General features: G+C 64.6%; 37 protein-coding genes. 32 read left to right on the plus strand and 5 right to left on the minus strand.

Annotation, left to right across the window (positions count from 1 at the left end; translation table 11 throughout):
* Positions 1–57 precede the first annotated feature (57 nt).
* A complete protein-coding gene (greA, locus tag ACH0CP_RS08450) occupies positions 58–534 on the plus strand; it encodes a transcription elongation factor GreA (RefSeq protein WP_294444149.1) in 477 nt (158 codons plus the stop codon).
* Between the two features lie 166 nt (positions 535–700).
* On the opposite strand, the gene ACH0CP_RS08455 is transcribed toward greA, so the two are convergent.
* The 5 genes from ACH0CP_RS08455 to ACH0CP_RS08475 form a co-directional block, all read right to left on the minus strand.
* The gene (locus ACH0CP_RS08455; RefSeq protein ID WP_294444148.1) at positions 701–934 is read right to left on the minus strand and encodes a DUF4170 domain-containing protein; all 234 of its coding nucleotides are present in this window, start codon (positions 932–934) and stop codon (positions 701–703) included.
* A 97-nt stretch (positions 935–1,031) separates the two neighbouring features.
* Positions 1,032–1,490, minus strand: coding sequence for a hypothetical protein (locus ACH0CP_RS08460; protein WP_294444147.1), 459 nt, complete (start codon positions 1,488–1,490; stop codon positions 1,032–1,034).
* Complete coding sequence (locus ACH0CP_RS08465) at positions 1,487–1,849, minus strand: phosphatase (protein ID WP_294444146.1); 363 nt, start codon at positions 1,847–1,849, stop codon at positions 1,487–1,489. The genes ACH0CP_RS08460 and ACH0CP_RS08465 overlap by 4 nt, the downstream gene beginning before the upstream one ends.
* A complete protein-coding gene (locus ACH0CP_RS08470; RefSeq protein ID WP_294444145.1) occupies positions 1,846–2,190 on the minus strand; it encodes a phage holin family protein in 345 nt (114 codons plus the stop codon). Before ACH0CP_RS08470 ends, ACH0CP_RS08465 begins: the two co-directional genes overlap by 4 nt.
* Positions 2,191–2,195: 5 nt before the next feature.
* Positions 2,196–2,759, minus strand: a complete 564-nt coding sequence (locus ACH0CP_RS08475; RefSeq protein ID WP_294444144.1) for a hypothetical protein — start codon at positions 2,757–2,759, stop codon at positions 2,196–2,198.
* Between the two features lie 133 nt (positions 2,760–2,892).
* Between ACH0CP_RS08475 and eno the strand changes: the two genes are divergently transcribed.
* From eno to ACH0CP_RS08630, 31 genes are all read left to right on the plus strand, one after another.
* Entirely contained in the window at positions 2,893–4,173 is a 1,281-nt protein-coding gene (gene eno / locus ACH0CP_RS08480; RefSeq protein WP_406889634.1) for a phosphopyruvate hydratase, read from the plus strand.
* 43 nt (positions 4,174–4,216) lie between these two features.
* Positions 4,217–4,531: a septum formation initiator family protein gene (locus ACH0CP_RS08485; protein WP_294444142.1), complete on the plus strand. Its 315-nt coding sequence runs from the start codon at positions 4,217–4,219 to the stop codon at positions 4,529–4,531.
* A 119-nt stretch (positions 4,532–4,650) separates the two neighbouring features.
* Positions 4,651–5,121: an MAPEG family protein gene (locus ACH0CP_RS08490; protein ID WP_294444141.1), complete on the plus strand. Its 471-nt coding sequence runs from the start codon at positions 4,651–4,653 to the stop codon at positions 5,119–5,121.
* A 2-nt stretch (positions 5,122–5,123) separates the two neighbouring features.
* A complete protein-coding gene (locus ACH0CP_RS08495) occupies positions 5,124–6,389 on the plus strand; it encodes an amidohydrolase family protein (RefSeq protein WP_406875548.1) in 1,266 nt (421 codons plus the stop codon).
* Between the two features lie 249 nt (positions 6,390–6,638).
* Positions 6,639–7,010: a 30S ribosomal protein S12 gene (gene rpsL / locus ACH0CP_RS08500; RefSeq protein ID WP_029936467.1), complete on the plus strand. Its 372-nt coding sequence runs from the start codon at positions 6,639–6,641 to the stop codon at positions 7,008–7,010.
* Positions 7,011–7,087: 77 nt separating this feature from the next.
* Complete coding sequence (gene rpsG, locus ACH0CP_RS08505) at positions 7,088–7,558, plus strand: 30S ribosomal protein S7 (RefSeq protein WP_294444139.1); 471 nt, start codon at positions 7,088–7,090, stop codon at positions 7,556–7,558.
* 98 nt (positions 7,559–7,656) lie between these two features.
* Complete coding sequence (fusA, locus tag ACH0CP_RS08510; RefSeq protein ID WP_294444138.1) at positions 7,657–9,750, plus strand: elongation factor G; 2,094 nt, start codon at positions 7,657–7,659, stop codon at positions 9,748–9,750.
* Between the two features lie 211 nt (positions 9,751–9,961).
* Positions 9,962–11,158: an elongation factor Tu gene (tuf, locus tag ACH0CP_RS08515; protein ID WP_294444137.1), complete on the plus strand. Its 1,197-nt coding sequence runs from the start codon at positions 9,962–9,964 to the stop codon at positions 11,156–11,158.
* A 172-nt stretch (positions 11,159–11,330) separates the two neighbouring features.
* Positions 11,331–11,639, plus strand: a complete 309-nt coding sequence (rpsJ, locus tag ACH0CP_RS08520) for a 30S ribosomal protein S10 (RefSeq protein WP_066776796.1) — start codon at positions 11,331–11,333, stop codon at positions 11,637–11,639.
* A gap of 313 nt (positions 11,640–11,952) precedes the next feature.
* On the plus strand, positions 11,953–12,687 hold the full coding sequence (gene rplC / locus ACH0CP_RS08525) for a 50S ribosomal protein L3 (RefSeq protein ID WP_406875520.1): 735 nt from the start codon (positions 11,953–11,955) through the stop codon (positions 12,685–12,687).
* 2 nt (positions 12,688–12,689) lie between these two features.
* Positions 12,690–13,307 (plus strand): 50S ribosomal protein L4, encoded by a 618-nt coding sequence (gene rplD / locus ACH0CP_RS08530; RefSeq protein ID WP_294444135.1) that lies wholly within the window; start codon positions 12,690–12,692, stop codon positions 13,305–13,307.
* Entirely contained in the window at positions 13,300–13,617 is a 318-nt protein-coding gene (locus ACH0CP_RS08535) for a 50S ribosomal protein L23 (RefSeq protein WP_227770952.1), read from the plus strand. The genes rplD and ACH0CP_RS08535 overlap by 8 nt, the downstream gene beginning before the upstream one ends.
* Before the next feature lies 1 nt (position 13,618).
* On the plus strand, positions 13,619–14,452 hold the full coding sequence (rplB, locus tag ACH0CP_RS08540) for a 50S ribosomal protein L2 (protein WP_227770951.1): 834 nt from the start codon (positions 13,619–13,621) through the stop codon (positions 14,450–14,452).
* Complete coding sequence (gene rpsS / locus ACH0CP_RS08545; RefSeq protein ID WP_085810277.1) at positions 14,452–14,730, plus strand: 30S ribosomal protein S19; 279 nt, start codon at positions 14,452–14,454, stop codon at positions 14,728–14,730. The genes rplB and rpsS overlap by 1 nt, the downstream gene beginning before the upstream one ends.
* A complete protein-coding gene (gene rplV, locus ACH0CP_RS08550) occupies positions 14,730–15,107 on the plus strand; it encodes a 50S ribosomal protein L22 (RefSeq protein ID WP_227770950.1) in 378 nt (125 codons plus the stop codon). The genes rpsS and rplV overlap by 1 nt, the downstream gene beginning before the upstream one ends.
* The gene (rpsC, locus tag ACH0CP_RS08555) at positions 15,107–15,814 is read left to right on the plus strand and encodes a 30S ribosomal protein S3 (RefSeq protein ID WP_294444134.1); all 708 of its coding nucleotides are present in this window, start codon (positions 15,107–15,109) and stop codon (positions 15,812–15,814) included. Before rplV ends, rpsC begins: the two co-directional genes overlap by 1 nt.
* Before the next feature lie 12 nt (positions 15,815–15,826).
* Positions 15,827–16,261 (plus strand): 50S ribosomal protein L16, encoded by a 435-nt coding sequence (rplP, locus tag ACH0CP_RS08560; RefSeq protein WP_066776779.1) that lies wholly within the window; start codon positions 15,827–15,829, stop codon positions 16,259–16,261.
* Between the two features lies 1 nt (position 16,262).
* Positions 16,263–16,463, plus strand: a complete 201-nt coding sequence (rpmC, locus tag ACH0CP_RS08565; protein ID WP_294444132.1) for a 50S ribosomal protein L29 — start codon at positions 16,263–16,265, stop codon at positions 16,461–16,463.
* Between the two features lie 13 nt (positions 16,464–16,476).
* The gene (gene rpsQ, locus ACH0CP_RS08570) at positions 16,477–16,761 is read left to right on the plus strand and encodes a 30S ribosomal protein S17 (RefSeq protein WP_046408562.1); all 285 of its coding nucleotides are present in this window, start codon (positions 16,477–16,479) and stop codon (positions 16,759–16,761) included.
* Between the two features lie 248 nt (positions 16,762–17,009).
* The gene (gene rplN / locus ACH0CP_RS08575) at positions 17,010–17,378 is read left to right on the plus strand and encodes a 50S ribosomal protein L14 (protein ID WP_017979484.1); all 369 of its coding nucleotides are present in this window, start codon (positions 17,010–17,012) and stop codon (positions 17,376–17,378) included.
* Positions 17,378–17,695: a 50S ribosomal protein L24 gene (gene rplX, locus ACH0CP_RS08580; RefSeq protein WP_294445084.1), complete on the plus strand. Its 318-nt coding sequence runs from the start codon at positions 17,378–17,380 to the stop codon at positions 17,693–17,695. Before rplN ends, rplX begins: the two co-directional genes overlap by 1 nt.
* The gene (rplE, locus tag ACH0CP_RS08585; RefSeq protein ID WP_406875521.1) at positions 17,688–18,272 is read left to right on the plus strand and encodes a 50S ribosomal protein L5; all 585 of its coding nucleotides are present in this window, start codon (positions 17,688–17,690) and stop codon (positions 18,270–18,272) included. The genes rplX and rplE overlap by 8 nt, the downstream gene beginning before the upstream one ends.
* A gap of 38 nt (positions 18,273–18,310) precedes the next feature.
* The gene (gene rpsN, locus ACH0CP_RS08590) at positions 18,311–18,616 is read left to right on the plus strand and encodes a 30S ribosomal protein S14 (RefSeq protein ID WP_231021864.1); all 306 of its coding nucleotides are present in this window, start codon (positions 18,311–18,313) and stop codon (positions 18,614–18,616) included.
* Positions 18,617–18,626: 10 nt separating this feature from the next.
* A complete protein-coding gene (rpsH, locus tag ACH0CP_RS08595) occupies positions 18,627–19,022 on the plus strand; it encodes a 30S ribosomal protein S8 (RefSeq protein ID WP_046408570.1) in 396 nt (131 codons plus the stop codon).
* Entirely contained in the window at positions 19,022–19,555 is a 534-nt protein-coding gene (gene rplF / locus ACH0CP_RS08600; protein ID WP_294445081.1) for a 50S ribosomal protein L6, read from the plus strand. The genes rpsH and rplF overlap by 1 nt, the downstream gene beginning before the upstream one ends.
* Positions 19,552–19,902: a 50S ribosomal protein L18 gene (gene rplR / locus ACH0CP_RS08605; RefSeq protein WP_227770943.1), complete on the plus strand. Its 351-nt coding sequence runs from the start codon at positions 19,552–19,554 to the stop codon at positions 19,900–19,902. Before rplF ends, rplR begins: the two co-directional genes overlap by 4 nt.
* A 3-nt stretch (positions 19,903–19,905) precedes the next feature.
* Positions 19,906–20,652, plus strand: a complete 747-nt coding sequence (gene rpsE / locus ACH0CP_RS08610; protein WP_294445080.1) for a 30S ribosomal protein S5 — start codon at positions 19,906–19,908, stop codon at positions 20,650–20,652.
* Positions 20,653–20,658: 6 nt separating this feature from the next.
* Positions 20,659–20,835 (plus strand): 50S ribosomal protein L30, encoded by a 177-nt coding sequence (gene rpmD, locus ACH0CP_RS08615; protein WP_046408576.1) that lies wholly within the window; start codon positions 20,659–20,661, stop codon positions 20,833–20,835.
* A 94-nt stretch (positions 20,836–20,929) separates the two neighbouring features.
* Positions 20,930–21,472 (plus strand): 50S ribosomal protein L15, encoded by a 543-nt coding sequence (gene rplO, locus ACH0CP_RS08620; RefSeq protein ID WP_294445079.1) that lies wholly within the window; start codon positions 20,930–20,932, stop codon positions 21,470–21,472.
* 188 nt (positions 21,473–21,660) lie between these two features.
* Entirely contained in the window at positions 21,661–23,007 is a 1,347-nt protein-coding gene (gene secY / locus ACH0CP_RS08625) for a preprotein translocase subunit SecY (protein ID WP_294445078.1), read from the plus strand.
* 37 nt (positions 23,008–23,044) lie between these two features.
* A complete protein-coding gene (locus tag ACH0CP_RS08630; protein ID WP_294445077.1) occupies positions 23,045–23,698 on the plus strand; it encodes an adenylate kinase in 654 nt (217 codons plus the stop codon).
* The last annotated feature ends 78 nt before the right edge of the window (positions 23,699–23,776 follow it).

Raw genomic sequence — 23,776 nt, forward strand, 5'->3', positions numbered from 1 at the left:
GCGAAGCGGCTAAGAGGAGGCCGCTCGGGGACGTGTTTATTGAAGGGTGACGCGCACATGGCGACCGTCGAGAAGATGCCGATGCTGCAGGAAGGCTATGACAAGCTGACTGCGGAGCTTAAACGGCTGAAAATCGAACGGCCACAGATCGTCGATGCCATCGAAGAAGCGCGTGCCCACGGCGATCTGTCGGAAAACGCCGAATATCATGCCGCCAAGGAGCGGCAGGGCCAGATCGAGGCGACCATCGCCGACATCGAGGACAAGCTGTCGCGCGCCCAGATCATCGATCCGCGTGACCTGTCCGGCGACAAGGTGGTGTTCGGCGCGACGGTGACGTTGCTCGACGAGGACGACAAGCCGATCAAGTATCAGATCGTTGGCCAGACCGAGGCCGACGCAAAGTCTGGGCGGATCAGCTACAATTCGCCTATCGGGCGCGCGTTGATCGGCCGCAGCGTCGACGACGAGGTCGAGGTGTCGGTGCCGGCTGGCGACCGCTACTACGTCGTCTCGAAGATCGAGTTCATCTGAACCGCGGGGCAGGGAAACCTGCCCTTTACGGCCGCCCATGTGTGTAGCCGCGTCTCGCGTCTCAGGGCGGGCCTGCGGCACCATAAGCGCCAGCGCACAACGGACATAAAGAAAGTGCCGGGATGTCAGTCCCGGCACGTGAAGGTTGGCGATCTCGGATCCTGGATCAGTCCTTGGTGTCGGGCTTCAGCAGATCCGGCTCGAGCAGCCGGTGCAGGTGTACGACGACATACTTCATTTCCGCGTCGTCCACCGTGCGCTGCGCTGCGCCGCGCCACGCCTTTTCGGCCGAGGCATAATCAGGGAACACACCGACGATATCGATCGAATTGAGATCGTCGAACTCAAGGGTACGGGGGTCGGAGACCCGGCCGCCGAAAACGAGATGAAGCTTGCTCATGCGGCGCTCCATAGTGCCTCGGCGGCCTTGTTTGAAGCCGTAGGAAGACGGCTATTCACGATCGCGCCCACGAAAATCATCTCGCCGGCAGTTTCGTTCACTGCTCCTGCGACTGTGCCGTGGCTGTCATCTGCTCCTTTCCGGCCTGGGCCGCAGCAGTTCCGGCCTGCGCCGCCGCCTTGGTCACGCCCTGGAACAGCGACTTCACCTGCTCACGCGCCGCTTCCTTGCTGAGGCCGCGCTCGTGGAGTTCGTTGCGCCCGGCTTCCTTGGCGGCGACGACCGCGGCGGCAGCGGCGGCGTTCACGCGCTTGCCGACCGGCGCGAGGATGGTTTTCTCGCGCTCGCTGCGTGGCACCAGCGCACCAACGAGGGCGCCAAGCGCCAGCCCGCCCGCCAGGACGCCCAGCGGGTTGTTCTCGATCGCGCTGCCGGCGGTGTCGCGCGAATGCTCAACGGTGTCGCCCGCGCGCGCGACGGCGCTTTCATAGGCGTGAGTCGCGCGCTCACGCAGCGACTCATGATCGTGATTGGTCTGCGTCTGGTCGTCGGTCATATATCGTTCCTCTCGGCCGTGGCTGGCCAGTCACCAGGGATCGAACGCGCTAGATTGTCGGCGGTTGCGCCGTGCTTGTGGCGGCGTCGGAACAGCGAGGCGATCCGGCGTCGGCCAAGCCAGGCGACCGCCAGCGCGCCTACCCCGGCGACGATTTCGGGGTGTGTCTTGGCGGTATCAACGCTGGTGCGCAGCGCCTTCGTGCCGGATTCAGTCAGCCCATCCATCGCCCCGCGTGCCAGCAGGCGCGGATCGAGCTTCACCTGGAGCGCGCCGATCGTTCTGTTCAGCCGCTCGCGTGCGGCAGCGGCACGGGCTTCGGCAAGGGCAAGGCTGGCCGCTGCGGCGTCGGTGCTCAAGGCGTCACCTGCGGCGTAAGGCGCTTCTTGCCCATCAGGCCAAGGACCGCAGCGATGATTAGCACGGTGCCGACCACCGCCAGTGTCGCGAGCCCCGGCCCGATCAACGTGGCAAGCGACAGGATCAACCCGACGAGAAGCGCGATCAGCGCCGCCAGCGCGAGCACACCGGCCACCGCGAAATAGACGGCGGCGGTGCGATAACGTGCGACGGCGGACGTGGCGCGAGCCTTGGCAAGCGCCACTTCCGCCTGCGCCATTTCGCGCGTGTCGAGTGCAAGCTGCGCGACGAGCTCGGCAATGCCGGCTTCCTCGTCACGGGCCGTCCTGTCCCCCAGCACGAAGCTTAGGCCTGATCGCGCTGGTTGCTCTGGCCGCCCTGCTCACGCTGGTCGAGGCCGGCCGAAAGCAGGCGAGCGAGGACGAAGCCGATCGTCGCAGCGGCGCCGATCGCCACCGCCGGGCTCTTGCGCACCAGTTCGCGCGCATCATCGAGCAGGTCATCGACCGACTTGTCGTTCAGCGAGGACGAGAGGCCCTGCACCGAATCCGCCGCCTGGCGGGCGTATTGGCCATATTGCGAGCCGAGCTTCTCATCGACCTGCGCGGCGGCATCGTTCAGCATTTGCGACAGCTGATCGAGCGCGCCCGTCGCCTTTGCCTTGCCTTCGTCTGCGAGGGTGCGCGCCCGGTCGCCGGCCTCGCCCTTCAGCTTCTGGACGCTGTCGCTGATCGTCTGCTTCGCGCCTTCGCCGCTGGCACTGGCGGCCGAACCGTTGCTGCCTGCCGCGGCAAGCGGGTCACCGCCATCGGTGTCCAGCCCCTTCAGCGGATCGGCAGGAGCGAACGGATCAGCCGCCGCCGGCGTAATGTCCTGATCGGTCATCGGCTTCAGAGTGTCGTCTGCCATTGCGAATCCTTCCTTGGTCGAAGCGACAAACCCCGTGGCGCGCGCAGCGGTTCCATCGTGAATTGCCGCGGGCGGCTCGCCTCGTTATCGGGCTTGCCGAACCCGTTCCTCGATATCGTAGAAGGATCGTTACGTGACCGCAATCATTGAGCTCCAGGGCCGCCAGATCCTCGACAGCCGCGGCAATCCGACCGTGGAGGTCGATGTGTTCCTTGAGGATGGCAGCTTCGGCCGCGCGGCCGTGCCGTCGGGGGCGTCGACTGGCGCGCATGAGGCGGTCGAGAAGCGCGACGGCGACAAGAGCCGCTGGATGGGGAAGGGCGTCGACGCTGCGGTCGAGGCGGTGAACGGCGAGATCGCGGACACCATCCGCGGGCTTGAGGCCGAGGACCAGATCGAGATCGACGCCGCGCTGATCGAGCTCGACGGAACGGAGAACAAGGGTCGCCTCGGCGCCAACGCGATCCTCGGCGTCAGCCTGGCGGTGGCGAAGGCCGCGGCGGATGCGCGCGGCCTGCCGCTGTATCGCTATGTCGGCGGTGTCGCCGCCCATGTGCTGCCAGTGCCGATGATGAACATCATCAATGGCGGCGAACATGCCGATAACCCGATCGACTTCCAGGAATTCATGATCATGCCGGTCGGCGCGGCGAATATCGTCGAGGCGGTGCGCTGCGGTTCGGAGATTTTCCACACGCTGAAGAAGGGCCTGCACGACAAGGGCCTGGCGACGTCCGTCGGCGACGAGGGCGGCTTTGCCCCGAACCTCGCGAGCACAACCGATGCGCTCGACTTCATCATGCAGTCGATCGAAAAGGCGGGGTACACGCCGGGCGACGACGTGATGCTGGCACTGGACTGCGCGGCGACGGAGTTCTTCAAGAACGGCAAGTATGAGATTTCGGGCGAGGGCCTGTCGCTCGAGCCGGGTGCCATGGCCGATTACCTCGCCGATCTCGTCGCCCGCTATCCGATCCTCTCGATCGAGGACGGCATGGCCGAAGACGATTTCGAGGGCTGGAAGGCGCTGACCGACAAGATCGGCGACAAGGTGCAGCTCGTCGGTGACGATCTGTTCGTCACCAATCCGACGCGTCTGCGCGACGGCATCAAGCGCGGCCTTGCGAATTCGCTGCTGGTCAAGGTCAACCAGATCGGCACACTCTCGGAGACGCTGGAGGCGATCCGCGTCGCCGAGCGCGCCGGCTACACCGCCGTGATGAGCCACCGGTCGGGCGAAACCGAGGATGCGACGATCGCGGATCTCGCCGTCGCCACCAACTGCGGCCAGATCAAGACGGGCAGCCTCGCCCGGTCGGACCGGCTCGCCAAGTACAACCAGCTGATCCGTATCGAGGAAGAGCTGGGCAGCATCGCCGCTTATGCTGGCCGGGACGTGCTGCGCACGCGGTAAAGACGCTTGAATCCATTGGGGGTTTGCGCGAGAATCGATGCCGATGCGCCGCAAACCCTCCAACTTCCGGTCCGTGCTGAAGCGCGCCGCCTGGCCGGCGGTGGCGCTGACGATCATGGCGTTCTTTGGCGGCTATGCCGTGCTGGGCGCCAACGGCTTGCTGGCCTTTGGAGACTACAAGCGGCAACTGGCGCAGCGCGAGCGGCATTATGCCGCGCTTGATCAGCGGCGCGAGATGCTGCGCAACCGCGTGGCACTTCTCGATCCGCGCCATGCCAACCCTGACATGGTCGATGAACTGGTGCGGCGCGAACTGAACGTCGCGCATCCCGACGAGATCATTGTCCCGCTGAAGTAAGGCGTCGTCGTTAGGGCGTGTGTCGCCCGCAGGCTGACGGCTGCGGCTTCCCACGCGCCCTGTTCCGCGCCATGCTGCCCGCCAGATCAATGGGGCAAAATGATTGGGGGGCGGGACGCATGGCGATCCTTGATATTCTGTGGCCGACGTTTGCGCTGGTGGCGCTGGTGTTCATCGTGTGGTTCACGCTGTTCCTGCAGCGCTTCGGCCACATGAAGCGCAACCCGCCGAAGCCCGCGGACTTTGCCGATGGCGAGACGGCGATGCGCTATTTCCGCCCGGTCGAGATGCCGGCCAACAACCTCGCCAATCTGTTCGAGATGCCGGTGCTGTACTTCGCGCTAGTGCCGCTGATGATGCTGACGGCGCAGGTAAACTACATCCAGGTCACGCTCGCCTGGCTGTTCGTCGGCCTCAGGGCGCTGCACAGCTTCATTCACATCGGCCCGAAGAAGGTGCAGGCGCGGTTCCTGGTGTACCTTTTGTCGGTGATCGTGCTGATGGCGATGTGGATCGGCTATTTCGTCGATATCGCACAGGCGGCGGGGGAGTATCGCCGCGCGATGGATTCAATGGGGGGTGTTCTTTGAAGATGAAGTGTCTTGCCAGCCTGCTGGGCGCGGCGGCAATGGTGGCGCCGTTCGCGGCCGCGGCCGAAACTGTGGTCATTACAGCGGCCCGGATGCTGGACGTCGAGAAGGGCGCGATCGTCGACCGGCCGGTGATCGTGGTGACCGACGGCCGCATCGCCTTGATCAACCGCGGTGAGCCGAATGCGCCGGCCGGAGCAAAGCGGCTGGACCTGGGTGACGTGACGCTGCTGCCCGGGCTGATCGACATGCACGTCCATCTCGATGCCAACCCGCGCTACGGCCCTTATCAAGCGCTTCAGTTTACCGACACTTTCTGGGCAGTGCAGGGTGTCGCCAATGCCCAGGCGATGCTGCGCGCTGGCTTCACGACCGTGCGCAACGTCGGCTCCGAGAACTATGACGACGTCGCTTACAAGCAGGCGATCGAGGAGGGGTTGATGACCGGGCCGCGCATCGTTCCCGCAGCGCATGCGCTTTCCGCGACCGGCGGCCATTGTGACAGCACCTTCTTCCCGCCCTCGTTCAACCAGCGCGGCAAGGCGGTCGGCGACACGCCCGACGAGCTTCGCACCCATGTTCGCCAGCAGCGCAAATATGGCGCCGAGGTAATCAAGGTCTGCGCGACGGGCGGCGTCTTCAGCCGCAACACCGAGCCTGGCCAGCAGCAACTGTCCGAAGCCGAGTTGCGCGCGATCGCCGACGAGGCGCATCAATGGGGCCTGAAAGTCGCCGCCCATGCGCATGGCGCGGCCGGCATTAAGGCCGCGATCCGCGCCGGCATCGACACGATCGAGCATGCCAGCCTGATCGACGACGAGGGTATCCGCCTGGCCAAGGAGCGGGGCGCGTATCTTTCGATGGATATCTACAACACCGAATATACCCAGGCCGAGGGCAAGAAGAACGGCATCCTCGAGGATAACCTGCGCAAGGACCGCGAGGTCGCGCAGATCCAGCGCGACAATTTCCGCAAGGCCAATGCGGCCGGCGCAAGGATGGTGTTCGGCACCGATGCTGGCGTGATGCCGCATGGCGATGCCGCCAAGCAGTTCCGCATCATGGTGCAATATGGAATGACGCCGCTGCAGGCGATCCGCGCCGCCACCGTCACCGCGGCCGAAGCGCTGGGCCGCACCCGCGATGTCGGCGCCATCGCGGTCGGGCGTTATGCCGACATGGTGGCAGTGCCGGGCAATCCACTGACCGACGTGACGGCGCTGGAGCGCCCGGCAGCGGTGATCAAGGGCGGCGAACAGGTCGACTGAGCCTGTGCTGATTGCAGCCGGGCAGGGGGCTGTCCTCCTGCCCCGCCAAGCCCGCCAGCATTGACGCGTGGCGAGTCGATGCGTATAGGGCCGCCGGTTCGTGGTGGGTCCTGCCCGTCCGAGCAGCTTGAACATTGCTGGATGCGTTAAGGGCCGGAAGTGTCGCCTTGCGACCGCCCCCGGTCCTTTTTGTATTCCACGTGCTGTTATGGCTCCAGCAAAGTAACCTATGGAAAGGTGAAGGCTTCAATGCCGACGATCAACCAGCTGGTCCGCAAGGGCCGCGAACCGCAGAAGGCCAAGTCGAAGGTCCCTGCGATGGAGCAGAACCCGCAGAAGCGCGGCGTTTGCACCCGTGTCTACACCACGACCCCGAAGAAGCCGAACTCGGCGCTGCGCAAGGTGGCCAAGGTCCGCCTGACCAACCAGCGCGAAGTCATCAGCTACATCCCGGGCGAAGGCCACAACCTGCAGGAGCACTCGGTGGTGCTCATCCGCGGCGGCCGTGTGCGCGACCTTCCGGGCGTGCGCTATCACGTGCTGCGCGGCGTGCTCGACACACAGGGTGTCAAGGACCGTCGTCAGTCCCGCTCCAAGTACGGCGCCAAGCGTCCGAAGTAAGCCGGTCGCTGCCCTCCGGCCATGGCCGGACGTGGCAATGCGATCACCCAGGCTGAAGTTTAGAAGGAAGATACCAGATGGCTCGTCGTCGTCGTCCCGAGAAGCGGGAAATCCTGCCTGATCCCGTTTACGGGGATGAGGTTCTGTCGAAGTTCATGAACTCCGTGATGCTGGACGGGAAGAAGTCCGTCGCGGAGGGCATCGTCTATTCCGCGCTGACCACCGTCGAAGCCCGCGCCAAGCGTGAGCCGCTCGGCGTGTTCCACGAAGCGCTGAACAACATCAAGCCGGGCATCGAAGTCCGTTCGCGCCGCGTCGGTGGTGCAACGTACCAGGTGCCGGTCGAGGTTCGTCCCGAGCGCGCGCAGGCGCTGGCGATCCGCTGGCTGATCAACGCCGCGCGCGGCCGCAGCGAGAACACGATGGATGCGCGTCTGTCGGGTGAACTGCTCGACGCGGCAAACAACCGCGGCAACGCGGTGAAGAAGCGCGAAGACACGCACCGCATGGCGGAAGCGAACCGCGCCTTCAGCCACTACCGCTGGTAATGGCCGCGGCTTCCGTCTTGGAAGCGCAACGCACCTGAACTATATCGTGGGGAGCCGGCCATGGGCCTGCTCCCCACATCGCTAAGGAAAGCCCGACCATGGCCCGCAGCCATCCGCTCGAGAAGTACCGTAACATCGGCATCATGGCGCACATCGACGCCGGCAAGACGACGACGACCGAGCGCATCCTTTATTACACCGGTAAGTCCTACAAGATCGGCGAAGTGCACGAAGGCACCGCGACGATGGATTGGATGGAGCAGGAGCAGGAGCGCGGCATCACCATCACGTCCGCGGCGACCACGTGCAAGTGGCGCGCGAACGAAGGCAAGGGTGACGAGCACCTCATCAACATCATCGACACGCCCGGCCACGTCGATTTCACCATCGAGGTGGAGCGGTCGCTGCGCGTGCTCGACGGCGCGGTTACCTGCTTCGACGGCGTCGCCGGCGTTGAGCCGCAGTCCGAGACGGTGTGGCGTCAGGCCGACAAGTATCGCGTTCCGCGTCTCTGTTACGTCAACAAGCTCGATCGCACCGGTGCGAACTTCGATCGCTGCGTGCAGATGATCAAGGATCGTCTGGGTGCGCGCACGGCCGTGCTCTACCTGCCGATCGGCATCGAGAGCCAGTTCGTTGGTCTCGTCGACCTCGTCGAAAACCGCGCGATTGTGTGGCTGGACGAGTCGCTGGGCGCGAAGTTCGAGTATCGCGAGATCCCGGACGACATGAAGGACGCGGCTGCCGCAGCACGTGCCGAGCTGATCGAGATCGCCGTCGAGCAGGACGAGGAGGTTCTGGAAGCCTATCTCGAAGGCAACGAGCCTGACACGGCGACGCTGAAGCGCCTGCTCCGCAAGGGCACGCTGGCGTTCGACTTCGTGCCGGTGCTGTGCGGCTCGTCGTTCAAGAACAAGGGCGTTCAGCCGCTGCTCGACGCGGTGGTGGACTACCTGCCGAGCCCGCTCGACATTCCTGACGTTCAGGGCGTGAAGCTCGACGGCGAGACCGTCGATTCCCGTCCGCCGTCGGATGACGCGCCGATGTCGCTGCTCGCGTTCAAGATCATGAACGATCCGTTCGTCGGCTCGCTCACCTTCGCTCGCATCTATTCGGGTAAGCTCGCCAAGGGCACCTACCTGAACTCGGTGAAGGACAAGAAGGAAAAGATCGGCCGTATGCTTCTGATGCACGCGAACTCGCGTGAGGACATCGAGGAAGCGCGCGCTGGCGACATCGTCGCGATCGCGGGTCTGAAGGAAACGACGACCGGTGACACGCTGTGCGATCCGGCCAACCCGATCATCCTCGAGCGGATGGAATTCCCCGAGCCCGTCATCGAGCTCAGCGTGGAGCCGAAGACCAAGGCCGACCAGGAGAAGATGGGCGTGGCCCTGAACCGCCTGGCTGCCGAGGATCCCTCGTTCCGCGTGTCGACCGATCACGAATCCGGCCAGACGATCATCAAGGGGATGGGCGAACTCCACCTCGAGATCCTCGTCGACCGCATGAAGCGTGAGTTCAAGGTCGAGGCGAACGTCGGTGCGCCGCAGGTGGCGTATCGCGAATACCTGAAGAAGCCTGTCGACATCGACTTCACCCACAAGAAGCAGTCGGGTGGTACGGGTCAGTTCGGTCGCGTGAAGGTGAAGCTGACGCCGGGCGAGCGCGGTGCCGGCATCATCTTCAAGGACGAGATCAAGGGCGGTAACATTCCGAAGGAATATATCCCCGCGATCGAGAAGGGCTTCCGCGAGACGGCGGCTACCGGTTCGCTGGTCGGCTTCCCGATCATCGACTTCGAGATCGTGCTGTATGACGGCGCGTACCACGACGTCGACTCGTCGGCTCTGGCGTTCGAAATCACCGCCCGCGGCGCGATGCGCGAAGCGGCGCAGAAGGCCGGCATCACGCTGCTCGAGCCGGTGATGAAGGTCGAGGTCGTGACGCCCGAGGATTACCTCGGGGACGTGATCGGTGACATGAACTCGCGTCGTGGCCAGATCCAGGGCACCGACACGCGCGGCAACGCGCAGGCGGTGACGGCGATGGTCCCGCTGGCGAACATGTTCGGCTACGTGAACTCGCTGCGTTCCTTCACCCAGGGCCGTGCGAGCTACTCGATGCAGTTCTCGCACTATGACGAAGTGCCGCAGAACGTCGCTGACGAAGTGAAGGCGAAGCTCGCCTGAGGCGCGCGGGAGTAAGCATGCTTGCTCCCGACACGCTGCAAGGCCGGCCGGCGGGTCGGCAAAGCCGGACCCGTCCGACGACGCGGGACTTGTTTCCGCGTCGGCCCCGCCGGAAGGCAGGGTTTGCGAAACGGGAATTCAGCCGCTATGGGGCCGCCTTCACGGCGAGTCCTCGTGCGGCTCAAGTGGAAATCCAGAAGGTAGGACAACAATGGCTAAGGCTAAGTTTGAGCGGACCAAGCCGCACCTGAACATCGGCACCATCGGTCACGTCGACCATGGCAAGACCTCGCTGACGGCGGCAATCACCAAGGTGCTCGCTGAGAACGTCGCTGGTAACGCAGCGGTCGACTTCGCGAACATCGACAAGGCTCCGGAAGAGCGTGAGCGCGGCATCACGATCTCGACCGCGCACGTCGAGTATGAGACGGCCAACCGTCACTATGCGCACGTCGACTGCCCGGGTCACGCCGACTACGTGAAGAACATGATCACCGGCGCGGCCCAGATGGACGGCGCGATCCTGGTCGTCTCGGCGACCGACGGCCCGATGCCGCAGACCCGCGAGCACATCCTGCTGGCCCGTCAGGTCGGCGTGCCGGCGATGGTTGTGTTCCTCAACAAGGTCGACCTCGTCGACGACGAGGAAATCCTCGAGCTGGTCGAGCTGGAAGTCCGCGAGCTGCTGAGCTCGTACGAGTTCCCGGGCGACGACATTCCGATCATCAAGGGCTCGGCTACCTGCGCCCTCTCGGGTTCGGACCAGAAGCTCGGCACCGACGCCGTCATGGAGCTCATGAAGGCTGTTGACGAGTACATCCCGCAGCCGGAGCGTCCGCTCGACAAGCCGTTCATGATGCCGATCGAAGACGTGTTCTCGATCTCGGGTCGTGGCACGGTCGTCACCGGCCGCGTCGAAACCGGCGTGGTGAAGGTTGGTGAGGAAGTCGAGATCGTCGGCATCCACCCGGAAGTCCGCAAGACCACGGTCACCGGCGTCGAAATGTTCCGCAAGCTGCTCGACCAGGGCCAGGCTGGCGACAACATCGGTGCGCTGATCCGCGGCGTTGCTCGCGACGAAGTCGAGCGTGGCCAGGTGCTCTGCAAGCCGGGCTCGATCAAGCCGCACACCGAGTTCTCGTCGGAAGTGTACGTGCTGTCGAAGGAAGAAGGCGGTCGTCACACCCCGTTCTTCGGCAACTATCGTCCGCAGTTCTACTTCCGTACGACGGACGTGACCGGCACCGTCGAGCTGCCTGAGGGCACCGAGATGGTGATGCCGGGCGACAACGTCGCTCTGGGCATCAAGCTGATCGCGCCGATCGCTATGGACGTGGGCCAGCGCTTCACGATCCGCGAAGGCGGCCGCACCGTCGGTGCAGGCGTCGTCAGCGCGATCGCCAAGTAAGATCTTTCTCTAAGATCTAGCGGTTCGCCGCAAAGCTGCCGCCCGGCGCGCCACAAGGTGCGTCGGGCGGTTGCCTTTTAGTGAGGGCAGGGCTATTGGCCGCGCCTTCGACAGTTTCACGAACAGCAAGAGCCGCGTTCACGTGGCCCGCTCTTTCGCATCGGTAGGGATTATGGACAGCAACATCCGCATTCGCCTGAAGGCGTTCGACCATCGTGTGCTCGATCAGGCCACCGGCGACATCGCCGACACGGCCCGACGTACCGGTGCCCTCATTCGTGGTCCTATTCCCCTGCCGACGCGCATCGAGAAGTTCACGGTCAACCGTGGTCCTCACGTCGACAAGAAGAGCCGCGAGCAGTTCGAGGTCCGCACCTACAAGCGCATGCTCGACATCGTGCAGCCGACCCCCCAGACCGTCGACGCGCTGATGAAGCTCGACTTGGCCGCGGGCGTTGACGTTGAGATCAAGCTGGCGTAATGGCCCGCATCCCGCGGTTGACGTGAGTCCCGCGGGTTTGTCGTTCCCGTGGTGAGGGAATGGTTGGGAAGCCCCGGGGGCCCCTGACAAGCAAGAGATACCGCCAGTCGCTCGCGGCTGGGACAGCGTCTCCCGTCTGCTTCCGCGAGGAAGCGACCAGCCCGGGACGGGGGCACGTTTCGCATTTTCCGGGCTGAGGGATCTCGTCAAAGGCGTTCTTTGATGGGGTCCCGAAACGATGCCTCCTTCCAGGGGGTGTCACAAGCACCTTGGGGATGGGCCTCAGGGTGCCTCTGTTGAGGAGCTACGGATCATGCGTACCGGCGTGATCGCGAAGAAGATGGGCATGACCCGCCTGTTCCAGGACGACGGCCGCCACGTGCCCGTCACCGTCCTGCAGCTGGAAGGGCTTCAGGTCATCTCTCGCCGCGAAACAGAACGTGATGGCTATACGGCCGTCCAGCTTGGTGCAGGCGTCGCCAAGGCAAAGAATGTCGCCAAGCCGCAGCGCGGCCACTTCGGCAAGGCCGAAGTCGAGCCGAAGGCGATCGTCCACGAATTCCGCGTCAGCGAGGACAACCTCCTCGACGTCGGCGCCGAGATCGCTGCCGATCACTTCGTCACCGGCCAGTTCGTCGATATCCAGGGTCGCACCCAGGGTAAGGGCTTTGCCGGCGCGATGAAGCGCTGGAACTTCGGCGGTCTGCGCGCGACGCACGGCGTGTCGGTCTCGCACCGTTCGCACGGTTCGACCGGTAACCGCCAGGATCCGGGCCGCGTCTTCAAGAACAAGAAGATGGCCGGTCACATGGGTGATCGTAACCGCACGCAGCAGAACCTCGAGATCGTCGGCACCGACGTCGAGCGTGGCCTCATCTTCGTGAAGGGCTCGGTGCCCGGCTCGAAGGGTGGCTGGCTGTTCGTCAAGGACGCCGTGAAGCTGAAGCCGCATGCCGGCGCACCGCGTCCGGCCGGCCTGAAGGCTGCCAATAGCAACAACGCAGCGGCTGCTCCGGCAACCGAAGCGACCGACGGCCAGGAGGGCTGAACGTGAAGGTCAAGGTTTCCTCCTTCGATGCCAAGGCGAGCGCCGCGGACGTCGAGCTGTCGGACGAGGTCTTCGGCCTCGAGCCGCGCGCCGACATCCTGCATCGCGTCGTCACCTGGCAGCTCGAAAAGCGTCGCGGCACCGCCCGCGGCACCCGCGAGCGTTCGGACGTCGCACGTTCGGGCAAGAAGCTCGGTCGCCAGAAGGGCGGCGGTGTGGCGCGTCACGGCGATCGCCGCGCTCCCGTCTTCATCGGCGGCGGTAAGGCTCACGGTGCCCGCGTTCGCGACTTCAACCCGTCGCTGAACAAGAAGGTTCGTGCGCTCGGCCTGAAGATGGCGCTTTCGAGCCATGCCAAGGCCGGCTCGCTGATCGTGCTCGACGGTTTCCAGGTCGCCAAGACCAAGGAACTGAAGGGCCACTTCGAGGCGCTCAACGTTGGCAAGCGCACGCTGGTCATCGACGCCGAGACGGCCGAGGGCTTCCGCGCCGGCTACAACCTGCCGGGTGTGGATCTGCTCCCTGCGGTTGGCGCCAATGTCTATGACATCATCAAGGCCGATACGCTGGTGCTGACCCGCGCTGCGGTCGAGAAGCTGGAGGCTCGCTTCAATGGCTAAGCAGCAGCAGAAGGCGATCGACAACCGTCACTATGACGTGATCGTCGCGCCGCACATCACCGAGAAGTCGACCCTTCTCTCCGAGCAGAACGCCGTGGTGTTCAAGGTCGCGCAGAACGCGTCCAAGCCGGAGATCAAGGCGGCGGTTGAAGCGATCTTCGACGTCAGCGTCGTTGGCGTGAACACCATCGTCCAGAAGGGCAAGACGAAGCGCTGGAAGGGCAAGCCCTATTTCCGGTCGGACATGAAGAAGGCGATCGTCACGCTCAAGGATGGGCAGACGATCGACGTCACCGAGGGGGCCAAGTAAGATGGCACTCAAGCATTATAACCCGACCAGCCCCGCGATGCGCGGGCTGGTGCTGATCGACCGGTCGGGCCTGCACAAGGGCGCGCCCGTCAAGGCGCTGACCGAAGGCAAGCGCAAGACCGGCGGTCGCAACAACAAGGGTCACGTGACCAGCCGCGGCATCGCGGGTGGCCACAAGCAGAAGTATCGCTACATCGACTTCAAGCGTCGCAAGTGGGACGCCGAGGGCACGGTTGAGCGGCTCGAGTATGACCCGAACCGCACGGCGTTCATCGCGCTGATCAGCTACGCCGACGGCGAGCAGGCCTACATCATCGCGCCGCAGCGCCTGAATGTCGGCGACAAGATCATCGCCGGCAAGAAGACCGACGTGAAGCCGGGTAACGCCATGGAGCTGGGCCAGGTCCCGGTCGGCACCATCGTCCACAATGTGGAGATGAAGCCGATGAAGGGTGGCCAGATCGCCCGTTCGGCCGGCACCTACGTGCAGGTCGTCGGTCGTGACCGCGGTCTCGTGATCGTTCGCCTGAACTCGGGCGAGCAGCGTTACCTGCGCAGCGACTGCATGGCGACGGTTGGCGCGGTGTCGAACCCCGACAACCAGAACCAGAACTTCGGCAAGGCGGGCCGTAGCCGCTGGATGGGCAAGCGTCCGCTTACCCGTGGCGTCGCGAAGAACCCGGTCGACCACCCGCACGGCGGCGGTGAAGGCCGCACTTCGGGCGGCCGTCATCCGGTCACCCCGTGGGGCAAGCCGACGAAGGGTGCGCGCACCCGCCACAACAAGGCGACGGACAAGATGATCATCCGCAGCCGTCACGCGAGGAAGAAGTAATGGCTCGCTCCGTCTGGAAGGGTCCGTTCGTGGACCTTCACCTGCTGAAGAAGGCAGAGGTGGCGCAGGACCAGAATGGCCGCTCGGGTCCGATCAAGACCTGGTCGCGTCGTTCGACCATCCTGCCGCAGTTCGTCGGTCTGACGTTCAATGTCTACAATGGCCGCAAGTTCGTGCCGGTGTCGGTGAACGAAGAGATGGTCGGCATGAAGCTGGGTGAGTTCGCGCCGACGCGCTACTTCCCGGGTCACGCCGCTGACAAGAAGGGCAAGCGCTGATGAGCAAGCCTCAGTCCCCCCGCAAGGTCGGCGAGAAGGAAGCCCTCTCGGTCGGCACGCAGATCCGTGGTTCGGCGCAGAAGCTGAACCTGGTCGCGGGTCTGATCCGCGGCAAGAAGGCCGGCGACGCGATGAACATCCTGGCCTTCTCGAAGAAGGGCATGGCGGTCGACGCGCGCAAGGTGCTCGCCTCCGCGATCGCCAACGCCGAGAACAACCACAACCTTGACGTCGATGCACTCGTCGTCGCCGAGGCGTCGGTCGGCAAGTCGATCACCATGAAGCGGTTCGCCACGCGCGGCCGCGGCAAGTCCACCCGCATCCTCAAGCCGTTCTCGCGGCTGCGGATCGTCGTGCGTGAGCAGGAAGAAGCCTAATGGGTCATAAGAGCAACCCGATCGGTCTGCGCCTGCAGATCAACCGCACCTGGGACAGCCGCTGGTACGCCGACGGCGCGGACTATGGTCGCCTGCTGCTGGAGGATCTCAAGATCCGCCAGTACATCCTGAAGACGCTGCCGCAGGCAGCGATCTCCAAGGTGGTGATCGAGCGTCCGGCCAAGCTGTGCCGCATCTCCATCTTCGCTGCACGCCCCGGCGTGATCATCGGCAAGAAGGGCTCGGACATCGAGAAGCTGCGCAAGACGCTCGGCTCGATGACCTCGTCGGATGTGTCGCTGAACATCGTCGAGATCCGCAAGCCGGAAGTCGACGCGAAGCTCGTCGCGCAGGGGATTGCCGACCAGCTCGAGCGTCGTATCGCCTTCCGCCGCGCCATGAAGCGTGCGGTGCAGTCGGCGATGCGCCTGGGTGCCGACGGCATCCGCGTGGCCTGTGGTGGCCGCCTCGGCGGCGCCGAGATCGCGCGTTCCGAGAGCTATCGCGAAGGCCGCGTTCCGCTCCACACGCTGCGTGCGAACATGGACTATGCCGAGGCGCAGGCCCACACCGCTTACGGCGTGTGCGGCGTCAAGGTCTGGATCTTCAAGGGTGAGATCCTGGGCCATGATCCGACGGCGACCGATCGCCTGATGATGGAGGCCCAGACCTCCGGCGTGCGCCCTGCGCGCGATGACCGCCGCTAAGGAGTAGAAGAAGTGCTGCAACCAAAGCGCACCAAGTTCCGCAAGGCGTTCAAGGGCCGCATCAGCGGCGACGCCAAGGGCGGTACCGCGCTCAACTTCGGGTCGTACGGCCTGAAGGCGATGGAGCCGGAGCGCATCACCGCGCGGCAGATCGAGGCGGCTCGCCGCGCGATCACGCGTCACATCAAGCGCCAGGGTCGCCTCTGGATCCGCGTGTTCCCGGACGTGCCCGTGTCGGGCAAGCCGGCCGAAGTCCGCATGGGCTCGGGTAAGGGCTCGCCGGAATTCTGGGCGGCTCGCGTCAAGCCGGGCCGTATCCTGTTCGAGCTGGACGGCGTTCCCGGGCCGCTCGCTGCCGAGGCGTTCGAGCGCGCGGCAATGAAGCTGCCGATCAAGACCAAGGTCGTGGCGCGCCTCGGCGACACGTCGCACCTCGGAGGCGAGTAAGATGGCGAAGACTGACTACAACGGCCAGAGCGACGATCAGCTCGTCGAGGCGTTGGGCAACCTGAAGCGCGAGCAGTTCAACCTGCGCTTCCAGGCGGCGACCAACCAGCTCGAGAAGCCGAGCCGCGTGCGCGAAGTCCGCAAGGACATCGCCCGCATCAAGACCCTGCAGGCGCAGCGTTCCGCTGCCGCCAGCAAGTAAGAGGACCACAGCAATGCCGAAGCGCGTGCTGACCGGGCTGATCGTCTCCGACAAGGGCGACAAGACGGTGGTCGTGAACGTTGAGCGCAAGGTGAAGCACCCGCTCTACGGCAAGATCATCCGCCGTTCGAAGAAGTATCACGCCCATGACGAGGCGAACGAGTACAAGCAGGGCGAGACCGTGCGGATCGAAGAGACCGCGCCGATCTCCAAGCTGAAGACCTGGAAGGTCGTCGATCGGGTGAACACCCATGCGACGCCGGAGCGGGTCGAGATCGACGAGCCGGCGTCGGCGTAAGCCGCCGCTCGGCACGTAGACCAGGGCCTCGCGCCAGTATCGGCCAGGGTCCGGCATCCGCCGGAGACCAGTCGAGGGGCACGAGGAAGCGACGGCAGGAATAGGCAGCGCACCACGGGGCATTGCCTTTCTCCTGCGGAGCGGCTAACGGGCCGCTCCCCCTGGACGCGGAATGCTCCGCGCCCGGGGCGTTTTTTTAGGCGGGGCTGGGTCGGTATCCACCCCATCAGAGAGAAGGAAGCGGATCGATGATCCAGATGCAGTCCAATCTCGACGTCGCTGACAACAGCGGCGCGAAGCGGGTACAGTGCATCAAGGTGCTTGGTGGTTCCAAGCGCCGCACGGCCAGCGTCGGCGACATCATTGTCGTGTCGATCAAGGAAGCTCAGCCGCGTGGCAAGGTGAAGAAGGGTGACGTGCATCGCGCCGTCATCGTGCGCACCGCCAAGGACATTCACCGTGCGGACGGCTCGACCATCCGTTTCGACGGCAACGCCGCCGTGCTGGTCAACAAGAACGAGGAGCCGATCGGCACCCGTATCTTTGGCCCGGTGGTGCGTGAACTTCGTGGCAAGAAGCACATGAAGATCATCTCGCTGGCTCCGGAGGTGTTGTAATGGCTGCCGCGAAGATCAAGAAGGGCGATCAGGTCATCGTCCTGTCCGGCAAGGACAAGGGCAAGACGGGCACCGTCACCGCCGCCATGCCGAAGGACGGCAAGGTCGTCGTGTCGGGCGTCAACGTCGCGACCCGCCACGCCAAGCCCACCCAGCTGAACCCGCAGGGTGGCCTGCAGCGCTTCGAAGCGCCGCTCCATGTGTCGAAGGTCGCGCACGTGACTGCCGACGGCAAGCCGACGCGCGTCCGTTTCGAGACGCAGGACGGCAAGAAGGTCCGCGTCGCGGTCAAGACCGGGGAGAAGATCGATGGCTGATGGCTACACGCCGCGCCTGCGCAAGCTGTACGACGAGTCGATCGCCAAGGCGATGACCGAGAAGTTCGGCTACAAGAACGCACTCGAGATCCCGCGGATCGAGAAGATCGTGCTCAACATGGGCGTCGGTGAGGCGACCCAGGACAAGAAGCGCGTCGAGCAGGCCGCTTCCGAAATGGAGCTGATCGCGGGCCAGAAGCCGGTGATCACCAAGGCGAAGAAGTCGATCGCGCAGTTCAAGCTGCGTGAAGGCATGCCGATCGGCGTGAAGGTCACGCTGCGTCGCGAACGCATGTACGAATTCCTCGATCGCTTCATCACCATCGCGCTTCCGCGTGTCCGCGACTTCCGCGGCCTGAACCCGAAGAGCTTCGATGGACGCGGCAACTATGCCTGCGGTCTGAAGGAGCAGATCGTGTTCCCGGAAATCAACTATGACCGCATCGACAAGGTGCGCGGCATGGACGTGATCGTCACTACCACCGCCAAGACCGACGAGGAGGCGCGCGAGCTGCTTCGCCTGTTCGGATTCCCGTTCCCGCGGGACGAGGCGGAAGAAGAGAAGAAGGCGGCGTGAGCCCCTTGGCAACGAACTGAACGAGAGAGCTTAAGTCCATGGCGAAACTGAGTTCCGTGAACAAGAACGAGCGTCGCAAGAAGCTCGTGAAGCAATATGCCCCGAAGTGGGCGAAGCTGAAGGCAACGGCGAACGACAAGTCGCTCGACGAGACCGAGCGTCTCATCGCGCGCCTCAAGATGGCCGAACTTCCGCGCAATTCGAACCCGACCCGCGTCCGCAATCGCTGCGAAATCACCGGCCGGCCGCGCGCTTACTATCGCAAGTTCCGTCTTGCCCGCGTGATGCTGCGCGATCTGGCCAACAAGGGCCTGATCCCCGGTCTGACGAAGTCGAGCTGGTAAGGACACCAAGATGGCAGTGACCGATCCCCTGGGTGACCTGCTCACCCGCATCCGCAACGGCCAGCGCGCACGCAAGGACAGCGTCGTGTCGCCGGCGTCGAAGCTGCGGACCCGCGTGCTCGACGTGCTTCAGCGCGAAGGCTACATCCGTGGCTATAGCGAGGAAGATATGGGCCCCGTGAAGGGCGTCCGCATCGAGCTCAAGTATTTCGAGGGCCAGCCGGCGATCAAGCATGTCGCCCGCGTCTCGAAGCCTGGTCGTCGTATCTACAGCGGCTCGCAGAGCCTGCCGCGTGTGATGAATGGCCTTGGCATCACGATCGTCTCGACGCCGCGTGGCGTGCTCTCGGATGCCGAGGCACGCGAGCAGAACGTCGGCGGCGAAGTGCTGGCGGAGGTGTTCTGATGAGCCGCATCGGCAAGAAGGCAGTCACGGTTCCGGCCGGTGTCACTGCCACGATCGAGGGCAAGCAGCTGACCGTGAAGGGCCCGAAGGGTACCCTCGGTCTCACGCTGCGCGACGAGATCAAGTACACGCTCGAGGACGGTGGCATTTCCGTGCAGCCGGCGAACGACTCCAAGCAGGCGCGCGCCTTCTGGGGGATGCAGCGTACGATGGTGCAGAACCTGGTCACCGGTGTGACCGAGGGCTTCACCAAGAAGCTGCTGATCACCGGCGTCGGCTATCGCGCCGCTGCGCAGGGTCGCAAGCTCAAGCTGCAGCTCGGCTACAGCCATGATGTCGACATCGACGTGCCGGAAGGCATCGAGGTGAAGACCCCGGATCAGACCACGGTCGAGATTTCGGGTGCCGACAAGCAGAAGGTTGGCCAGCTGGCCGCCGAGATCCGCCGCTGGCGCAAGCCCGAGCCGTACAAGGGCAAGGGCATCAAGTACGACGGCGAGTTCATCTTCCGTAAGGAAGGAAAGAAGAAGTGACCAAGGGCCTTTCGCTTTTCGAGAAGCGGCGTCGCCGCAACCGTACGGCGCTTCGTGCGCGCAGCGGCGGCCGTCCGCGTCTGTCCGTGCATCGCTCGGGCAAGCACATCTACGCTCAGGTGATCGACGACGCACAGGGCCGCACGGTCGCTGCTGCCTCGACGCTCCAGGGCCACGAAGGTGCGACGTCGAACGTCGATGCTGCCAGTGCCGTTGGCAAGCGCATCGCCGAGGCGGCGAAGGCTGCCGGCGTCACGCAGGTCGTGTTCGACCGTGGCGGCTTCCTCTTTCACGGACGGGTGAAGGCGCTGGCGGAAGCCGCGCGCGAAGCCGGACTGGAGTTCTAAGACATGGCTGACGAAAACAACGCGCCGGAAGCGGTGCAGCAGGACGCAGCTCCCGCCACCAACGACGCGCCGCAGGGCGGCGGTTACGCCGGTGGCGGCGGTGGCGGTCGCGGTCGCGGCGGTCCGGGTGGCGGTCGTGGCCGTGGTGGCCCCGGTGGCAATCGTGGCGGCCGTGACGGCGGTCGTGGTCGTCGTGACGACCGCAACCGTGATGACGGTGGTGAGGAGCTGATCGAAAAGCTCGTTCACATCAACCGCGTGTCGAAGACGGTGAAGGGCGGTAAGCGCTTCGGCTTCGCAGCGCTCGTCGTCGTCGGTGACGGCAAGGGCCGCGTCGGCTTCGGTCACGGCAAGGCGCGCGAAGTGCCGGAGGCGATCTCCAAGGCCACTGCCGCTGCCAAGAAGGCGATGGTCCGCGTGCCGCTGAAGGAAGGCCGCACGCTGCACCATGACGTGAACGGCCACTTCGGTGCCGGCCGCGTCACCGTTCGCTCGGCGCCGCAGGGCACAGGCATCATCGCGGGTGGCCCGATGCGTGCCATCTTCGAATCGCTCGGTGTCGCCGACGTGGTGACCAAGTCGGTCGGTACGTCGAACCCGTACAACATGATCCGCGCCACGTTCGAGGCGCTGAACAACCAGACCTCGCCGAAGGCGGTTGCCCAGCGTCGTGGCAAGAAGATCGCCGACCTGCTCGGCCGCGGTGGTTCGCAGACCGCCGAGGCGGACGCTGCGGCCATCACGGAGTAAGCCGACATGGCAACCATCAAGGTGAAGCAGACCGGATCGCCGATCCGTCGCACCAAGGACCAGCGTGCAACGCTGATCGGCCTTGGCCTCAACAAGATGCACCGTGTTTCGGAGCTCGAGGACAGCCCCGAGGTCCGCGGCATGATCCGCAAGGTGCAGCACATGGTCGAGGTTCAGGACTGAGCGTCCTTGCCTGACTAGTGACAAACACGGGGGAGGGGGCTAAGCGGCCCCCTTCCTTTTTATCAGCGCGACAAAAGCGAAAGCGAGTGCACACATGAAACTGAACGAACTGCGGGACAACGAAGGCGCCCGTCATCGCAAGATCCGCGTCGGCCGCGGCATCGGCTCGGGCAAGGGCAAGACCGGCGGTCGTGGCCAGAAGGGTCAGAAGAGCCGTGAGGGCGTGTCCATCGCGGGCTTCGAGGGCGGTCAGATGCCGCTCCACATGCGTCTGCCGAAGCGCGGCTTCAACAACATCTTCGCCAAGGATTATGCCGAGGTGAACCTGGGCGCGATCCAGAAGGCGGTCGACGCAGGCAAGCTGACCGGCACCGACATCGACCATGCAGCGCTGAAGGCCGCAGGCCTTGCGCGCGGTGGCAAGGACGGCGTTCGTCTCCTCGCCAAGGGCGAGATCAGCGCGAAGCTGAACTTCACCGTTGCCGGCGTCTCGGCCTCGGCGCGTGAAGCGATCGAGAAGGCCGGCGGTTCGGTCAACGTGATCGAAGTCGTCGCTGCTGGCGAGAAGGCTGCCGCGAAGAAGGGCAAGACCCGCGAAGCGCGCCTGGCCGACAAGGCTGCCAAGCAGGCCAAGTAAGCCATAGCTGCCGCCCCGGCGCCATGCCGGGGCCCAGTTACGGGCCGCTCGCGACTGGGTTCCGGCCTCGAGCCGGAGCGGAATTTGCTCGCTAGGTTAGACAAGCCTTCGAGCGAGACTATATGAGCGGCGGGGCGGGGCGTTAGACCTTCTCCGCCGTTTTTCGTTTCCGAAGGCACCGACGTACGATGGCATCCGCAGCCGACCAGATGGCGCAAAACATCAGCCTCGCGAAATTCGCGCAGGCGACCGATCTCAAGAAGAGATTGTGGTTCACGATCGGTGCGCTGATCGTCTTCCGCCTGCTCAGCTATGTGCCGCTTCCCGGCATCGACCCGACCGGCCTCGCCGCGCTCGCGCGTCAGACCCAGGGCGGCGTGCTCGATTTCTTCAACACCTTCTCGGGTGGTGCGCTGGAGCGTGCCTCGCTGATCGCGCTGGGCGTGATGCCGTACATCACGGCCTCGATCGTCGTTCAGCTCGCGACTTCGCTGTCCCCGCAGCTTGCGGCGATCAAGAAGGAGGGCGAGAGCGGTCGCAAGAAGCTCAACCAGTACACGCGCTATGGCACGGTGCTGCTCACCGCGATCCAGGGCTATGTCATTGCGACCGGCCTCGAGGCGGGCGGTGCGGTGGTCGAGCCGGGCATGCTGTTCCGCGTCGCCGCGGTCATCTCGCTGATCGGCGGCACGATGTTCCTGATGTGGATCGGTGAGCAGATCACCAGCCGCGGCATCGGCAACGGCATCTCGCTGATCATCATGGCGGGCATTGTCGCGCACCTGCCGACGACGATCGTCAACCTGCTCGAGGGCGGCCGCACCGGCTCGATGAACCCGGCGGTCCTGCTGGCGATCATCGTCGCGGTGGCTGGCCTCGTGCTCTTCATCTGCTTCATGGAGCGCGCGCAGCGCCGCATCCTGATCCAGTATCCCAAGCGCCAGACGCAGCGCGGGATGCAGGCCGATCGCAGCCACCTGCCGCTGAAGATCAACACCGCCGGCGTGATCCCCCCGATTTTCGCCTCGTCGCTGCTGCTGCTGCCGCTGACGATCACGCAGTTCGCCGGCACCGCCGTTTCGGGCGAGAGCTGGTGGGGTGACACGATCATCAGCCTCAACCAGTATCTGCAGCACGGCAGCCCGCTGTACATGTTGCTCTACGGCGCCGGCATCATCTTCTTCTCGTTCTTCTACACCGCGGTGGTCTTCAACCCGGAGGAGACGGCGGAGAATCTGAAGCGCTATGGCGGCTTCGTGCCGGGCATCCGTCCGGGCAAGAACACCGAGGTCTATTTCGATTACGTGCTGACGCGCATCACCGTCATCGGTGCGGCGTATCTGGCCTTCATCTGCCTGGTGCCGGAATATCTCGTCTCGGCGCTGTCGATTCCCTTCTATCTTGGCGGCACGAGCTTGCTCATCGTCGTCAACGTGACGATGGACACGGTCACGCAGATCCAGTCGCACTTGCTGGCCCACCAGTATGGCGATCTGATCAAGAAGGCGAAGCTGAAGGGTGGCCGCCTGCGCTGAGTGGCGCTAGCGGTCGAACGGGGAGGGCGTTTTTTCCGTGAACATCATTCTTCTTGGGCCGCCGGGAGCGGGCAAGGGCACCCAGTCCGAACGACTCGTGGCCGAGCGCGGCATGGTGCAGCTGTCGACTGGTGACATGCTGCGCGCCGCGGTGAAGGCGGGCACGCCGGTTGGGCTCCAGGCGAAGGCCGTGATGGACGCGGGCGAGCTCGTTTCCGATGCGATCGTCTCGGCGCTGATCGGTGAGAACCTCGATCGTCTGGGCCCGGGGCAAGGTGCGATCTTCGATGGCTATCCCCGGACCGCCGCACAGGCGGACGCGCTGGATCTGCTGCTCGACGAGCGCGGTCGATCGCTCGATCACGTGATCGAGCTTGAAGTGAACGAGGATGCGCTGGTCGAGCGCATCGTCGGCCGCTTCACCTGTGGCAATTGCGGTGCTGGCTATCACGACCGGTTCAAGCAGCCGAAGGTCGAGGGCACCTGCGACGTCTGCGGCAGCCATGAATTCAAGCGCCGTCCGGACGACAACGAGGAAACCGTGCGCACGCGCATGACCGAATATCGCGCCAAGACCGCGCCGATCCTGCCGATCTACGAGGCGCGCGGGTTGGTGCGCCGGGTCGATGGCATGGCAGACATCGCCGAGGTCACGCGCTCGATCGAGTCGATCCTCGACGGCGCTGCCTGATCCTGCATTCCCCAAGTGGCGTGGCGTTTGAGGTGAAGATCGCCTGTATCCGAGCGCTAGACAAGGATTTTCTGCCGC

This window comes from Sphingomonas sp. 179-I 2A4 NHS, from assembly GCF_045369135.1.
Classification (GTDB): domain Bacteria; phylum Pseudomonadota; class Alphaproteobacteria; order Sphingomonadales; family Sphingomonadaceae; genus Sphingomonas.